At 39.9% G+C, this 14,625-nt stretch carries 17 protein-coding genes; all 17 read right to left on the reverse strand.

Annotated elements, in window-relative coordinates; genetic code table 11:
• Nucleotides 1-190 precede the first annotated feature (190 nt).
• A complete protein-coding gene (gene zapE / locus F975_RS09175; RefSeq protein ID WP_004752580.1) occupies nt 191-1,345 on the reverse strand; it encodes a cell division protein ZapE in 1,155 nt (384 codons plus the stop codon).
• Between the two features lie 282 nt (nt 1,346-1,627).
• Nucleotides 1,628-2,308, reverse strand: coding sequence for an orotidine-5'-phosphate decarboxylase (pyrF, locus tag F975_RS09180; protein ID WP_004752582.1), 681 nt, complete (start codon nt 2,306-2,308; stop codon nt 1,628-1,630).
• A gap of 30 nt (nt 2,309-2,338) precedes the next feature.
• Entirely contained in the window at nt 2,339-2,698 is a 360-nt protein-coding gene (locus F975_RS09185) for a lipopolysaccharide assembly protein LapA domain-containing protein (protein WP_004752584.1), read from the reverse strand.
• 34 nt (nt 2,699-2,732) lie between these two features.
• A complete protein-coding gene (locus tag F975_RS09190) occupies nt 2,733-3,041 on the reverse strand; it encodes an integration host factor subunit beta (RefSeq protein WP_004752586.1) in 309 nt (102 codons plus the stop codon).
• Nucleotides 3,042-3,198: 157 nt separating this feature from the next.
• A complete protein-coding gene (rpsA, locus tag F975_RS09195) occupies nt 3,199-4,875 on the reverse strand; it encodes a 30S ribosomal protein S1 (RefSeq protein ID WP_004752588.1) in 1,677 nt (558 codons plus the stop codon).
• A 95-nt stretch (nt 4,876-4,970) separates the two neighbouring features.
• On the reverse strand, nt 4,971-5,663 hold the full coding sequence (gene cmk / locus F975_RS09200) for a (d)CMP kinase (protein ID WP_004752590.1): 693 nt from the start codon (nt 5,661-5,663) through the stop codon (nt 4,971-4,973).
• Nucleotides 5,664-5,916: 253 nt separating this feature from the next.
• Nucleotides 5,917-6,810, reverse strand: coding sequence for an amino acid ABC transporter substrate-binding protein (locus F975_RS09205; protein WP_004752592.1), 894 nt, complete (start codon nt 6,808-6,810; stop codon nt 5,917-5,919).
• A gap of 178 nt (nt 6,811-6,988) precedes the next feature.
• A complete protein-coding gene (gene tadA / locus F975_RS09210) occupies nt 6,989-7,492 on the reverse strand; it encodes a tRNA adenosine(34) deaminase TadA (RefSeq protein ID WP_004752595.1) in 504 nt (167 codons plus the stop codon).
• On the reverse strand, nt 7,482-8,603 hold the full coding sequence (locus F975_RS09215) for an enoyl-CoA hydratase/isomerase family protein (protein ID WP_004752596.1): 1,122 nt from the start codon (nt 8,601-8,603) through the stop codon (nt 7,482-7,484). The genes tadA and F975_RS09215 overlap by 11 nt, the downstream gene beginning before the upstream one ends.
• Nucleotides 8,600-9,313 (reverse strand): uracil-DNA glycosylase, encoded by a 714-nt coding sequence (gene ung / locus F975_RS09220; RefSeq protein ID WP_004752598.1) that lies wholly within the window; start codon nt 9,311-9,313, stop codon nt 8,600-8,602. Before ung ends, F975_RS09215 begins: the two co-directional genes overlap by 4 nt.
• Before the next feature lie 25 nt (nt 9,314-9,338).
• On the reverse strand, nt 9,339-9,938 hold the full coding sequence (locus tag F975_RS09225) for a 6-pyruvoyl trahydropterin synthase family protein (protein ID WP_004752599.1): 600 nt from the start codon (nt 9,936-9,938) through the stop codon (nt 9,339-9,341).
• Between the two features lie 104 nt (nt 9,939-10,042).
• Nucleotides 10,043-10,660, reverse strand: a complete 618-nt coding sequence (locus F975_RS09230) for a TetR/AcrR family transcriptional regulator (protein ID WP_004752601.1) — start codon at nt 10,658-10,660, stop codon at nt 10,043-10,045.
• Between the two features lie 24 nt (nt 10,661-10,684).
• Nucleotides 10,685-11,458, reverse strand: coding sequence for a TatD family hydrolase (locus F975_RS09235; protein ID WP_004752603.1), 774 nt, complete (start codon nt 11,456-11,458; stop codon nt 10,685-10,687).
• A 13-nt stretch (nt 11,459-11,471) separates the two neighbouring features.
• Nucleotides 11,472-11,816: a PilZ domain-containing protein gene (locus F975_RS09240; RefSeq protein ID WP_004752605.1), complete on the reverse strand. Its 345-nt coding sequence runs from the start codon at nt 11,814-11,816 to the stop codon at nt 11,472-11,474.
• A gap of 14 nt (nt 11,817-11,830) precedes the next feature.
• The gene (locus tag F975_RS09245; protein WP_004752606.1) at nt 11,831-12,844 is read right to left on the reverse strand and encodes a DNA polymerase III, delta' subunit; all 1,014 of its coding nucleotides are present in this window, start codon (nt 12,842-12,844) and stop codon (nt 11,831-11,833) included.
• The gene (gene kdsB, locus F975_RS09250; protein WP_004752609.1) at nt 12,841-13,602 is read right to left on the reverse strand and encodes a 3-deoxy-manno-octulosonate cytidylyltransferase; all 762 of its coding nucleotides are present in this window, start codon (nt 13,600-13,602) and stop codon (nt 12,841-12,843) included. Before kdsB ends, F975_RS09245 begins: the two co-directional genes overlap by 4 nt.
• 2 nt (nt 13,603-13,604) lie before the next feature.
• Entirely contained in the window at nt 13,605-14,624 is a 1,020-nt protein-coding gene (lpxK, locus tag F975_RS09255; RefSeq protein ID WP_004752610.1) for a tetraacyldisaccharide 4'-kinase, read from the reverse strand.
• Nucleotide 14,625 lies beyond the last annotated feature (1 nt).

Genomic DNA, 14,625 nt, shown 5'->3' on the forward strand with positions numbered 1-14,625 from the left:
CATTGATATATAAAAATAAAATACAGAAAAAAAGGATGTAAATTATTTTTAAAGGCCCTGTAATTAGACTAAAGTGCCACTCGTCATCATTGCAGTCAAATTGACTCTAACAAATTTTAACCGATAGCGTCTATGCTTTTATTTTACGCAGATGTAAGAAAATAAAAGCGCCTTTTCGGCGCTTTTATTTTTATATTTCTTCTTTTTTATCAGATGTTTGCTCTATGTGATGATGCTCAGAATTCAAATAATCATCCGACTGCATTTCAAGCAACCGTGAGCGTGTCCGCTCAATTTCAAATGCCAGCTTTTCACCTGAGTAAATTTCAATAATACTGTCTTGTGAAGTCAACAATAACTTGACGCCACGGTCATAAAACTCATCGACCAAATAAATAAAACGTCGTGTTGCATCACTGAGCTGATCAGTTAAATGTGGAATATGGCTGACCAGTACCGTATTGTAAATATTCGCAATTTCAATAAAATCAGCAGGGCTGCGTGGCTTTAAACACAACTCTTTAAATTCGCACCACAATACATCCTGACTATGACCAAGTGTTTCAATCTGGCGATGGTTAATCTCAATATTACTTTTGACGATATGTTGTGACTGAGTCAGCGCATGAAAACGCTCATCAATCCATCGGTCTGCTTCAGGTGTAAGTGGATGCTTAAACAACTCTGCCTGCTTCAATACCCGCAAACGATAATCCACACCCGCATCAACGTTTAAAACGGCACAGTTTTCTTTGACCATTTCGATGGTTGGCAGGAAACGATCTCGGTGAATACCATTTTTGTATAAGCCATCTGGTGCAATATTTGACGTTGCAACTAAAGTAATCCCTCGTTGGAACAACTTTTGGAACAAATCACTTAAAATCATGGCATCGGTCACATTCGATACAAAAAACTCATCAAAACAAATAATGACCGCATCTTTATAAATCTGATCAGCAACCAAATCCAAAGGATTACGCTGCCCTGAAAGTTTGTTTAATTCCTTATGCACATATTGCATAAAATGGTGAAAATGCATTCGGGTTTTACGTCGAAATGGAATTGAATCAAAAAACTGATCCATCAACCAAGTTTTACCACGCCCCACTCCACCCCACATGTACACACCTTGTGGTGTAGTTTGGCGGCGAAAGCGGCGGAACGCTTTTTTTGAGGCCTTATAACGGTTTAGCAACTCTTGCCAGACTCGCTCCAGCTCATGCACCGCCTGAGCCTGCGCATCATCTGGCATAAACTGCCCTGAAGACAATGCTTTCGCATAACGTTCCGCAGGCGATAATGCCGCGGCATGAGTCAGATTTTCAGATTTAGAATTAAACATATGCTTCAATATTTCGTGTCAATAAACAACGTTATGCGAATTTGGCTGTGATTTTTATGTCTTAGGCAATAAGCCTAATCATAAATACAATCATTTTAAACATTCATTCCCTTGCACCATAAAAATCTGAATAAATTATATATTCATCCATATGATTTGCAGCACAATTCCACCGTATTATTTTATAAAGCAAAGCCTGATTTCAAGTTTTTTTACCTTGAAATTGCAAAAGGCGGCAAAATTGCACGCCTTTTTTAACATTAAATGAGTATTTAAAGTAAATTATATTGTTGCCAAAATATCTCGCAACACTTGCTGAGGGTGTTGTGCTTGAGTAATTGGTCGACCAATAACCAGATGTGTAGAGCCATCCTGCATTGCCTGCGCAGGCGTCACAATACGTTTTTGATCATCTGCATTTGAACCTGCTGGGCGAATGCCTGGAGTCACGAGAGCAAATTCGCTCCCCAAATCCTGACGTAAAATTTTGGCTTCCTGCGCAGAACACACAACACCATCCAAGCCACAATCATAGGTCAATTTTGCTAAACGGCGAACCTGATCAACTGGCTCAACATCCAAACCAATATCACGTAAATCTTCACGCCCCATAGACGTTAATACGGTAACCGCAATCAATTGGGTTGAATAATTTCCAGCTTTTAGTCGCTCAACACAAGTTTCCATCATTTTGCGACCACCAGAAGCATGGACATTCACCATCCAGACGCCCAAATCTGCAGCGGCACACACTGCCTGTGCAGTTGTATTTGGAATGTCATGAAATTTCAAATCCAAAAAGACTTCAAATCCAAGATGATGTAAAGCTTTTACAATCTGCGGACCTTCATGAGTAAATAGTTCCTTACCTACTTTCACTCGGCAAAGTTCAGGGTCAAGCTGTTCAGCAATAGTTAACGCTTGGGCTTGGCTTTTCGCATCTAAGGCAACAATAATACTCAAGAGATTAATTCCAACCAAAAATAAAGCCCATTATAATGGGCTTTTATCTTCTGGGCTAATATCCAAAACAGTTTTTTCTTGCCTACTGTGAGTAATTGCTTCTGTAGCAGCCAGTTGCGCGCTTTGAATCTGCTCTTTACGTAAATGATCAATATCTTTACGTAAGCGCTGGATTTCCCAACGACTTTGAAACACACGAAAAACCTGTACGCCTAACAACAACCCCAGCACCACACCTAAAGCCAACGTTAATAATAACATTAAGCCTGAACGCATAGCAGGAACCTGAGTAAATAGTAGATCTACACTTAACTCAGTACCATTTTGTAAAACCAAAGCCAATGAATAGCCAAACAATATAATCAATACAAGAATAAGGATAAAGCGCATAAGGCCTACCTCCTACATCAGCGTGCTGTTTTAGTTATTTTTCACTTCCAGCTTCATTGACAGCATCACGCAATGCTTTACCCGGTTTAAAATGAGGAACCGCCTTTGCTGCAACCTCAACAGATTTACCTGTTTTAGGGTTACGTCCTACACGTGGTTCACGGTGATGTAGCGCAAAGCTTCCAAAGCCGCGGATTTCAATACGATTGTCCGATGACAACGCCTCAATCATTTGATCAATCATAATCTTGACAGCTTCCTCAACAAGAGGCTCAGCCAAATGCGGATTTTTCAAAGAAATACGTTGTATTAAATCAGATTTATTAAGTGCTTCTGTAGTCATCTATGACCTCATTGGTTTATATCGATTTATCAGTCAATTGATAATAACCCGTTTAAATACAAAACGGTAGCGCAGTATACCAATACTACGCTACCGTTTACAGTAATTAAATAAAAAGTATCAATTAGTTACACTAATTTTCAACCTTTTTACGTTATTACTTCATTTGAGCTTTAATCAAATCACCAATAGTCTTAGGACCATTGTCTTGACCAGTAGCAGTTACTTGACGTAAGTTAGCAACAGCTTCTTTCTCTTCAGCTTCATCTTTTGCTTTAATAGACAAGTTGATAGAGCGAGATTTACGATCAACATTGATGATTTTAGCTTCAACTTCTTGACCAACTTCTAAGAACTTAGTCGCATCTTCAACGCGATCACGGTTGATTTCAGATGCTTTAAGAGTTGCTTCAACTTCGTCAGCTAACTTAATAGTAGCGCCACGAGCATCAACTGCAGTTACAGTACCTTTAACAAGCGCACCGCGTTCGTTAGTAGCCAAGAAGTCGTTGAATGGATCGCTATTCAATTGTTTGATACCAAGGCTAATACGGTTGCCTTCAGCATCTACAGATAGGATAACTGCTTCAACAGTATCACCTTTTTTGTAACGACGGATTGCTTCTTCGCCTTGTTCATTCCAAGAAATGTCAGACAAGTGAACTAGACCATCGATACCGCCAGGTAAACCGATGAAGATACCGAAATCAGTGATTGACTTGATCGTACCTGAAACTTTTTCACCTTTGTCATGGTTCTTAGCAAACTCTTCCCATGGGTTAGCACGAGTTTGTTTGATACCAAGAGAAATACGACGACGTTCTTCGTCTACTTCAAGAACCATTACATCAACTTCATCACCGATCTGAACAACTTTAGATGGGTGGATGTTTTTGTTAGTGTGATCCATTTCAGAAACGTGTACTAAACCTTCAACGCCTTCAGCGATTTCAGCGAAGCAACCGTAGTCAGTAAGGTTAGTTACGCGCGCTTTAACGATAGAACCTTTAGGATAACGGCTCATGATCGCTAACCATGGATCTTCACCAAGTTGTTTAAGACCTAGTGAAACACGGTTACGCTCGCGGTCAAATTTAAGTACTTTAACAGTAACTTCTTGACCCACTTCAACCACTTCTGAAGGGTGTTTGATGCGTTTCCAAGCCATATCTGTGATATGAAGAAGACCATCAATACCGCCAAGATCAACGAATGCGCCGTAATCAGTAAGGTTCTTAATTGTACCTGTAACTGTTTGACCTTCTTCAAGCTGAGCAAGAAGAGCTTCACGGTCAGCTGAAGATTCAGCTTCCATAACAGCACGACGAGATACAACAACGTTGTTACGTTTAGCATCAAGTTTGATAACTTTGAACTCTAACTCTTTACCTTCAAGGTGAGTTGTATCACGGATAGGACGAGTGTCTACCAAAGAACCTGGCAAGAACGCACGAACTGGACCGATGTCAACAGTGAAACCGCCTTTAACTTTACCAGAGATAACACCAGTAACGATTTCGCCATCTTCAAAGATTTTTTCAAGTTTAGTCCAAGTTTCAGCACGTTTTGCTTTTTCACGTGACAAAACTGTTTGACCCATGCCGTTGTCAAGCGCTTCAACAACAACATCAACAGTATCACCAACTTGAACTTCAAGTTCACGTTGGTCATTTAAGAATTCTGCACGGTCAACAACGCCTTCAGATTTAAGGCCAGTGTCAACAGTTACCCAGTCGTCATCGATGCTTACTACAACACCTTGGATGACTGCACCCTTTTCAACGTTTAGATTTAATTCGCTTTCTTCAAAGAGGGCTGCAAAAGATTCGGTCATGTTATACCTGATAAATTCAACAGTCTTGGATCAGTCAAGGCTGGTTTAGTTACGCTGACATATCATCCATAAATCTGATCAAGTGATGTGTCAAGCTAATAAAATGCTTTTGCTAATTGCACATCGATATAATTAACCATTTGTGCAAAGACTTCATCGATTGTTAACAATGAGCTATCAATCACCAAAGCATCTACAGCCGGCTTAAGTGGAGCGACTTTGCGCTCCATATCTCGTTTATCGCGTGCTTGTATATTAGCTAAAATGTCATCTATTTTAGCATCCTCACCCATGCTCTGCAACTGTTTTACGCGACGCTCGGCTCTTGACTCTGCTGATGCTGTTAGATAAATTTTTGCCTGTGCTTCAGGGAATACAACTGTTCCCATATCACGGCCATCTGCGATTAAACCAGGCAACTGAGCAAAATCTCTCTGGCGTTGTAACAACGCATCACGTAATTCAGGAATTACGGCAACTCGAGATGCAAATGCACCCACCTCTTCGGTACGAATAACCTGTGATACGTCTTCATGATCTAACAAAACCCGAATACCTTGCTCTGTTGCTACAAATTCAATCTGTAGATTACGAGCAATCTCAACACACTCAGTTAAATTATCTTGCAAAACTTCAAGTAATTTTCTTTTTTCCAATGACAAGCCAAGCAACCGATATAGCGCCCCAGAATCCAACAGGTGATAATGATAGTGTTGCGCGATTTTGGTTGCCAAAGTTCCTTTACCAGAACCACTTGGCCCATCAATCGTAATTACATGAATATTCATAAATCATCCAAATATAAATTTAATATTTAGGTTTAGTTAAGCTAGCTAGTCTGCATTTTGCATGCAATAAATTCAATCATCTTTTCTTATTTTAAAAAGAAACGTCATACATTTTATTATTAGGCTTCTTTTATCATGATTTGCAGCTATTTTGAGTTTATTATTCGCAGAAAATAATACCTAAAAACATCTATTATCCGCTAATCAGCGGTCTAGCCAGAGCATTTCTGGCTAGACCTTTGAATTGAATATTTTAATTACCTGCGTCTGTTGGGCGCATTCTTAAAACTTTATTCGCTTTATTTAATTCCATATTTAAAGCGATATTGCGAGGTGGGATTGGAGATAAAAACCATTTTTTATAGAGTTGATCCATTTTTCCTGAACGCCACAGCCCCACAATCACCTTATCTGCTATAGCTTTCATTTTCACATCATGATTTGGCAACATGATCGCATATGGGTCAACTGATAATGCCGTACCTACAATTTTATAGTCGCGTGGATGCCCTGAAGTTGCAATTAAACCCGCAAGGGTTGAATCAGCACCAACAAAAGCATCTGCTTTGCCTGCTGCAAGCAATGCAAATGACTCGCCATGATCACGACCATAAATTTTATGAATCGTTAAATCGTGACCGCGAACGGTTCTATTTAGGTATTTGTCAGCAATCACACCTGCAGTTGTTACTACAGTCTTATTATCTAAATCATCAAACTCTCTCACATGTGAAGTGCTTTTCACAGCCATGCGAATTTCAGCCATATAATAGTTCGTTGAAAATTTAACTTCACGATCGCGAATCACTGAATGGGTTGATGTTCCACACTCCATGTCAATTTGCCCAGATCTTAGCATTGGAATACGTTCAGTTGGAGAAACTGCTTTATACACCACATGTAAATTTGGCATGTGTAATTCTTTTTTAATTTCTGATGCAACATCATTACAAATATCAATTGCATAACCTACTGGGTGTCCATTGACCACATAAGAAATGGGCTGTGAGGATACACGGTGCCCAATAACCAACGTACCTGTTTTTTGAATTTTGGCCAATGTATCCACTGCAAAAGCAGATGTAGCTGACATAGATAATGCACAAACCATGCTAGATGCACAAATTTTTCTAAGACCTGATTTCATACTTTCCCTTTATGATCATATCAATATTTATTGTTTTCCCAATATTATTGATATTCACATCTCAATATAATTTATGAACGCACAAATATAGGTCATTTTATATAAATTATCAGTAAAACAATAAATTACATGATCAAAATTAGAACATAAAAAATATTTTAAATCTAAATAATACGTTTTATTGTTTTTTTTCAGCTCTACGCTTTTTAAAAAAAGCACTTAATAGTGCACTTGCTTCTTGCTGTAAACAACCATCTTGATACTCAAAAACATGATTATAGTAGCCATTATTTTTTAATAGTTGACGCGCACTCAACAAAGAACCTGCTTTAGGCTCATACGTTGCAAAAATAACTTTATGAATACGGGCATGAATCAATGCACCAACACACATCGTACAGGGCTCTAAAGTTACATAAAGCACAGCATCGTCAGGAAGGCGGTAATTTTGAATACGGGCACAAGCATCACGTAATGCAACGATTTCGGCATGCGCTGTAGGATCTTGCAAAGTAATTGGCGCATTATAACCTACGCCAATGACTTGATTTTGACTGACAATCACAGCACCGACAGGGATTTCACCCTGAATTTCTGCAAAGCTTGCCTGCTCTAGTGCCAACCGCATCCATTTTTCATCATCAGAAGAAAAATGGTGCTGAGTCAATACATTAAATGACATGGTATTGTTTTAAAATCGCATTCCAACTTTCAATCGTTGTAATTGGAGGACATGCTCCCAAAATCCCTTTAAGGCTGAGTTCTTCATACTTTTGCCACTCTGGAGACAAGTCTTTATCAACCAGACGGGCACGTACACCCTCAATGAAATCTGGATGGCGAATCTTCCAATTTGAAATCTGGACTTCAAGATCAAACACTTCGTTCCATGAGTGCACGTTACGCCCCCACTGCCATAACAACCAAGTCAGTGCAGCAGTTACAGGCGAACCTTTTTGTAAGTTTTCACTGGCTTGGCGCAACCAGTCACTTCGCGCATCACTCAAACCAATGATTGCTTCATAATCATATTCAAAATGAACACCACGGCAAACACTATGCAGCACATCAAGAGAGTTTTGCAAAGGCCCCGCACCAACTGGTCGATGCAAACTATTGAGTGTGTCATCAATTGCGCGGAAATCCCCAGCAGGATAATGCGCCCAATCAATATCGATCACTTTTTTCAGAACAACATCGCGCTGTGCATCACAAATATGAGTTGCCCAACCAATCGCGTAAGCACCAGCTGAGGTCATGATTGATCCTGTTAAACCAGTAAACAGTCCAACCGCTCCTCGGTCTGCCAAGAAACGGGTACCGCCCACATCTGGATATAAACCGATATTAATTTCAGGCATAGCCAGACGAGAATATGGCGTAACCAAACGGAATGGCGCAGCCATAAACAGACCAAGTCCACCGCCCATTACATACCCTTCACCCCATACTACGATTGGTTTGGCATAGTTATGTAATAACAAATCCAAGGCATATTCTTGTTTGAAAAACTCTGTTGCTGTATCTGCATCGTTTTCAAGTACTAACTGGCGTAACTTGCGAACATCGCCACCCGCACAAAATGCTTTAGGTGTGGTGGAATCCAGCCAAATTGCTTTAACCGTATCATCCTGATGAAAATCTTCAAAAACATCTTTTAATGCTTTAACTATGGATAAATCCAAAGCATGTAGAGATTTTGGTCGGTTTAAACGTACAATACGCCAGCCATTTTCTGCTTGTTCAACAATAAGGTCTGGATGATACTGCTGAGTATTAGAAGGTTGTGTCATGCGTCCAGCTGCCAGTTTATTGGCTCAATGCCATTTAGTTTCAGATAATTATTGGTCTTAGAAAACACTTTACAACCAAAAAAACCACCACGATTTGCCGCGAGTGGTGATGGATGGGCTGCTGTAAGTACCAAGTGTTTTTCTCGATTAATTCGTTGTCCCTTACGCTGTGCGTATGCACCCCAAAGAATGAAAACAACATGTTCGCGTTGCTCATTTAACACATCTATCACATGGTCAGTGAATTCTTCCCATCCTTGACGCTGATGCGATGTTGGTTGCCCTGCTTCCACAGTCAATACACTGTTCAGCAATAGCACTCCTTGCTTTGCCCATTGGCTTAAATCACCATGATGGGGTATTTTTATACCAAGGTCAGCGTGAAGCTCATGGAAAATATTACGTAAAGATGGCGGTAATGCAACCCCTTTTTGTACAGAAAAGCTCAGACCATGTGCCTGATTAGGACCATGGTAAGGGTCTTGCCCTAAGATAACCACTTTAACCTGATCTAAAGGTGTCGTATTCAGTGCATTAAAAATAAGTGGGTTTGGTGGATAAATCGTTTTATCAGCCTGCTTCTGTATCATCAAAAACTGACGTAAATCATCCATTTTTGCGCTGAGCAGAAAATCTTGCAGTGCATATTTCCACGAAGCTTCCAATTGTACTTTATCTAACTTTTGCTGCTGTTGTTCCGTTAATGACATGTAAAAACCAATATCCCATTTAGTTTCAAGAAATTTGCACCTGTAATTCAACTTTAGGATTCAGAAATGCTTCTCCCTGCTTTAATTTACGATACATTTCGGGATCTGACCATTCTGCCTGAACCTGCTCAGAAAATTCAATTTCTTCAAGAGTCAACACACCCATTTGTGTATTTTCAATGTCTTCCAAGAAACTCTGCGCGTATCCCGTGTCAGTTTCATGCACAATCACCGAGTACACTTCAACATCACCTTCCCCATTTTGGGTTTGGGTTGATTTTAGAACCTGTTGAGCTAAATAGAAAAAAATCCGGGAGAACTGCTCTGCAGAAGGCGAAACGGGCAAGCTGATCCAGCGAGCACTAAAAGTTTGACACGCCTGAATATATTCAGCACTGTCCTGATTCCAGAAACAGATCGCATGATCGAAACTATCGAATAATTCTTTGATAACGCCTTTTAGCAAACCAAAGTCATAAACCATTTGCCCATGATCCAGCTTCGATGCTTTAAGCAACAGCTCGACTTTGTAACTATGACCATGAATTGAGCGTTTGCAACGATCTGAGGTACAGTTTCTTACAATATGAGCATTCTCAAACTTAAATAACTTACGAATTAACATGAGGCTAATGAATAACTATGAATCTTGAGTAGGACGTTCGATTATAGAACAAAAGTCGATTTTTGCGGAATAATTTTCATGTGAAGTTGCATTTTACTCACAAATCAGTCTTGAGCATGTGACATATGCATTTTTGGTAGTGCCAATGCTTGCTCAATATAAGCAACACGCAAACTGTCACGCGAACCCAAATAGCGCTGATAAAAACTAGAATTGAGCAACATCGCTGCGCCATGGGTCAACGACCAAATACCAGCCAGATAATCACGCACACTCATTTGACTTTGAATAGATTGCAAATAATCTTCGGTAATCTCAATAATAATTCGCAAACGCTGGCGACGAATCTGATATAACTGGCTAAACAATTGCTGTATACATGTACCAGTCATAGATAATTTTTCTTCCACACTATGAAATAAAACAGTGCGCTCGGAATAATGCAAATGATGCAACATAAAAAATGCCAGATGCTCAGCAAAATTCTTATTGGCATCTTGCAACATTTCCAGCAACATCTGTTCATTGCGAATAATCAGCAACATGTAAAGTTCATCTTTACTTTGAAAGTGCTTATAAAGTGTACCTTTTGCCAGATCTAACTCCGCAGCCAGAGCATCTAACGTCATCCCTGCTTCGCCATTTTCTAATAATAATTGTTCAGCAACTTGAAATATTAATTGTTCCCTTGCTCGAAACTGTGCTTGACGATCCGTCTTCATTTACTACATTTTCCAATAATTACATTATTTTAAGTTAAGAAGGTTTTCAAAATTCTGGCTAGTAATTTGGCCAATTTCTTCTACAGTCAAACCATAAACCTGCGCAAGCGCTTGAGCAACAAACGGTACATATTTAGGCTCATTGGTTTTACCGCGATATGGCATAGGTGCCAAATAAGGGCTATCTGTTTCAATCAATAAACGATCTAAAGGGACATGCTTGGCAACATCTCGCAACTCTTGCGCATTTTTAAACGAAACAATTCCTGAAAATGAAATGTAATAACCACAATCTAAAACGGCTTTTGCTGTGGCTAAATCTTCAGTAAAGCAGTGCAAAATACCATGTGTCGATTGCTCGGCACGAATCATATCAATCGTGTCCTGTTTCGCAGAACGTGTATGCACAACAACAGGTTTTCTCACCTGTTTTGATGCTTCGATATGTCGAGCAAAGCAGGCTTTTTGCTCTACAACATACTCTGTACTATGGTAATAATCTAAACCTGTTTCGCCAAGTGCCCATACCTTAGGATCTTGTGCCAATTCAACCAGACGCTCTACGGTTGCACTTTGCATCACGTCAACATCTTCACAAGGATGAACGCCTACGCTATAGCCAACATCGGCATATCGCTTTGCAATCTCAGATAAAGCCACATAATCCTCTAGTGCTACCGATATTCCCATGAATTTTGTGACACCAGCATCGCGCGCTGCCTGTAAAGCTTGATCCAGATCACCTGCGTATGGGCTTAAATCCAGCATAGTGAGATGGCAGTGAGTATCGGTAAACACTAGAACTCCAATTTTAAATCGTATAACTAAGGTGATTGAGTGACAAACTTCCTGCAAGCAACTTTTCTGCTTCAGCCTTGTAGTAAGCACCTTTATCATTTGTCAGTTGAATCGCAAATCCCTGAGGTTTGGCAACTGACTCTTTGTAGTTAATCCAAATGACTTTACCTGTTAGGGGAATTTTCTGGCTTTGATCTGGCAAAGTTGCCAAAACAAAAACTTCCTGTCCAAGTCGCACAGGTTGCTGCGAAGAAATAAATAAACCACCACCATTTACAAATGGCATATAGCTCGCTTGTAACGTAACACGATCAGTAATATTGGCTTGGATAATTCCGCCCATACGAGGTTGTAACATTATTCTTCCCCCTTCTATTGATTGCGGTTAGCATTCATCAAAAGTACAAACATTTGATCTATCACCAGATTAGTTTGCACATTCTGTTGAATCATTATTTTACTCTGTTGTAACTCTGCATAAATGTCAAACAATGCTTCTAGAGAATAAAAATCACACAATTGCGTAAAATCTAAATCTATATTTTTTACAGATTGTTTCAGTTTGACACAAATTAGATCGGACAACAAATATTCAAGTAAATGTTGCAACTCAGCAAAATTGAGTTCCTTTGCCCATTTTGTTGCATAGCGGATTGGCGAACTCTTTTGTTGTACCAAATTTAACCAGTCTTGCATAAATTCCTGACGTCGACTTATCCATGCTTGTTCTAGCAGACTGATCGCCTGTAAAGGCATACCATTGGCTAAATTCAGATACAGTTGAATCTGCTGAACATTTAAGCTTGTCAATTGTTGCTGCAAGTAATCTGTTGCTTGATCGAGCTCAATACGGTCTAGCGGGTAACGTTGTAATCGACTACGGATCGTTGCTGGTAATTTCAAAAAATGCTCAGCAACAAGAATGATCACAACTCGCTCACCAGGCTCTTCGAGTGTTTTAAGCAAGGCATTCGCAGATGCGATATTCAATGCTTCTGCAGGTTGAATAACGATCACCCGCCAACCATCTACCGTTTGTTGCACAAAAGGGAGTAGCTCTCGAATCTTTTCAATCTTGATTTGGGCATTGGCTTTTTTATTATCTTCGTCTGTGCTAATCGATACATAATTTGGATGAGTATCTGACTTTAACCACTGACAACTACCACATTGCCCACAAGCCCCGTGAGTCTGTTTATTTAAACACAATAACCAAGCAACAAAATGCTCGACAAAAGCATCCTTACCACAGCCCTGCTTACCATAGAACAATAAACCATGCCCAATATCTGGAAAGCGTTGGGTCAGCATTTTCCAGACTGGTTGCTGCCACGGATAAATCATGCTATTGGCAGACTCTGGTCGGGTATCAATATCCTGAATCATTGAAATACAGAAACATCCAAAGCATTTAAACGGTCTAAGTCTTCCTGAGTATCTACACCTGGTGGTAGGTTAGCTTGTGCAACTGCAATCGCAATACGTCGGCCATTTTCCAATACACGCAATTGCTCAAGGCTTTCTAAACGTTCAAGCTGCCCCATTTCCCATGTAACATATTCTTGTAATAATGCAACGCGATAGGCATATAAGCCCAAATGGCGGTAAGCCACATTATGTAAATGCTCTGACTGATGTTTAACGGCATCACGATCATAAGGAATCGTTGCACGACTAAAATACAGCGCTTCGTGATATTTAGACATGACCACCTTGACAATACTGTCACGGCGAAATTCATCTAATGTATGAATTGGCTCACACAGTGTCGACATTGAGCACTGCGGCTGATCAACCAATAATTGTGCAACTTGCTGCACCAGTTGTGCTGGAAGCAAAGGCTCATCACCCTGTACATTGACAATAATGTCTTGAGCATCCCAACCTTTAATTTTTGCGACTTCACTTAAGCGATCAGTGCCTGATGGGTGATCTGCAGATGTAATGACAACATCAACACCTTCAGCACGACAAATTTCTACAATCCGTTCATCATCGGTCGCGACACACAGGTCATCAAAACCTTGTACTTTTTTTGCCTGATCTACGACACGTAAAATCATTGGGCGACCATGAATTTCTAATAATGGCTTACCTGGCAAACGCGAACTGGCGTAACGAGCAGGAATAACAATATGCTTCATAATCAAACCTTTGCAATATGAATATTAAGTTGCTGTAATTGATGTTCTAGCGTGGTATAACATGCAGTAGACAGCACTGCCTCTACAGGTAATACCCAAATTTCTCGCTGTAACTGTTCCGCGTGTTGCTGTAACAATTTTTTTATTTTCACTGCATCTTTTTCAGTCGTGATGATAGGTGCAGCATCTTCAAACTGTAAATCACTGAGTTCATACGCATAATGATCAGCAAATTCATGTGCTTGAATATTAGTCACCCCAATACTGTTTAAACTGTCATAAAAACGCTTTGGATAACCGATACCAACAACGACATGAAATTTTTGCTTTAAATCAAGTGCAGTTAAATCGTCTGAATTTGTATTTAGTAAATAAGGCCGTCCAACTTGTAAATGCATATGCATTTTAGAAGCTGGCTGAGCTGAATGTTCAATGACTGTACCTTGATTTAAACGTGATGCTGGTTCACGTAAAAAACCTTCTGGTAACAGTTTTTGATTACCCAATCCGCGATTATTGTCTAAAACAATCCATTCTAACTGACGTGCCAAAGCCCAGTGTTGTAGACCATCATCACTAATAATTAAATCAAGCTGATGATGTTTTAACAGTAATTCTATCGCTTGCTGGCGATTTGAGCCCACTGCCATTGGCACATGGGTATTTTGTACGATCAGGCATGGCTCATCACCCACAACATCAGCTGGAGAGTCTGGCAGAACCAATGCTGGAAAAGGCCCAGCACCACCGTAACCTCGACTGATTACCCCAACTCGTACATGATGTTGTTGTAAATATTTAACCAGCTGAATAAGTAGCGGCGTTTTTCCACTTCCACCCACTGTAATATTTCCAATCACCATAACAGGCACAGGAGCTTGGTAAATTTTTTTTAAGCCTGAGTGATACAATTGTTTATTCAACTGAAACCCAAAGCCATATAAACAGGATAATGGGCGTAATAGCACCAACCATTGAGATTGCTTATTCCAAGCTTCCTGAATGCGCTGTGCTAAACCCATC

The sequence above is a fragment of the Acinetobacter brisouisimilis genome, assembly GCF_000368265.1.
GTDB lineage: Bacteria > Pseudomonadota > Gammaproteobacteria > Pseudomonadales > Moraxellaceae > Acinetobacter.

Excerpts from the sequence above, each read along its gene's own strand:
- zapE (WP_004752580.1), bottom strand. The coding sequence starts at position 1,345 with ATGTTTAATTCTAAATCTGAAAATCTGACTCATGCCGCGGCATTATCG.
- F975_RS09185 (WP_004752584.1), bottom strand. The coding sequence starts at position 2,698 with ATGCGCTTTATCCTTATTCTTGTATTGATTATATTGTTTGGCTATTCA.
- F975_RS09190 (WP_004752586.1), bottom strand. The coding sequence starts at position 3,041 with ATGACTACAGAAGCACTTAATAAATCTGATTTAATACAACGTATTTCT.
- rpsA (WP_004752588.1), bottom strand. The coding sequence starts at position 4,875 with ATGACCGAATCTTTTGCAGCCCTCTTTGAAGAAAGCGAATTAAATCTA.
- cmk (WP_004752590.1), bottom strand. The coding sequence starts at position 5,663 with ATGAATATTCATGTAATTACGATTGATGGGCCAAGTGGTTCTGGTAAA.
- F975_RS09205 (WP_004752592.1), bottom strand. The coding sequence starts at position 6,810 with ATGAAATCAGGTCTTAGAAAAATTTGTGCATCTAGCATGGTTTGTGCA.
- tadA (WP_004752595.1), bottom strand. The coding sequence starts at position 7,492 with ATGTCATTTAATGTATTGACTCAGCACCATTTTTCTTCTGATGATGAA.
- F975_RS09215 (WP_004752596.1), bottom strand. The coding sequence starts at position 8,603 with ATGACACAACCTTCTAATACTCAGCAGTATCATCCAGACCTTATTGTT.
- ung (WP_004752598.1), bottom strand. The coding sequence starts at position 9,313 with ATGTCATTAACGGAACAACAGCAGCAAAAGTTAGATAAAGTACAATTG.
- F975_RS09225 (WP_004752599.1), bottom strand. The coding sequence starts at position 9,938 with ATGTTAATTCGTAAGTTATTTAAGTTTGAGAATGCTCATATTGTAAGA.
- F975_RS09230 (WP_004752601.1), bottom strand. The coding sequence starts at position 10,660 with ATGAAGACGGATCGTCAAGCACAGTTTCGAGCAAGGGAACAATTAATA.
- F975_RS09240 (WP_004752605.1), bottom strand. The coding sequence starts at position 11,816 with ATGTTACAACCTCGTATGGGCGGAATTATCCAAGCCAATATTACTGAT.
- F975_RS09245 (WP_004752606.1), bottom strand. The coding sequence starts at position 12,844 with ATGATTCAGGATATTGATACCCGACCAGAGTCTGCCAATAGCATGATT.
- kdsB (WP_004752609.1), bottom strand. The coding sequence starts at position 13,602 with ATGAAGCATATTGTTATTCCTGCTCGTTACGCCAGTTCGCGTTTGCCA.
- lpxK (WP_004752610.1), bottom strand. The coding sequence starts at position 14,624 with ATGGGTTTAGCACAGCGCATTCAGGAAGCTTGGAATAAGCAATCTCAA.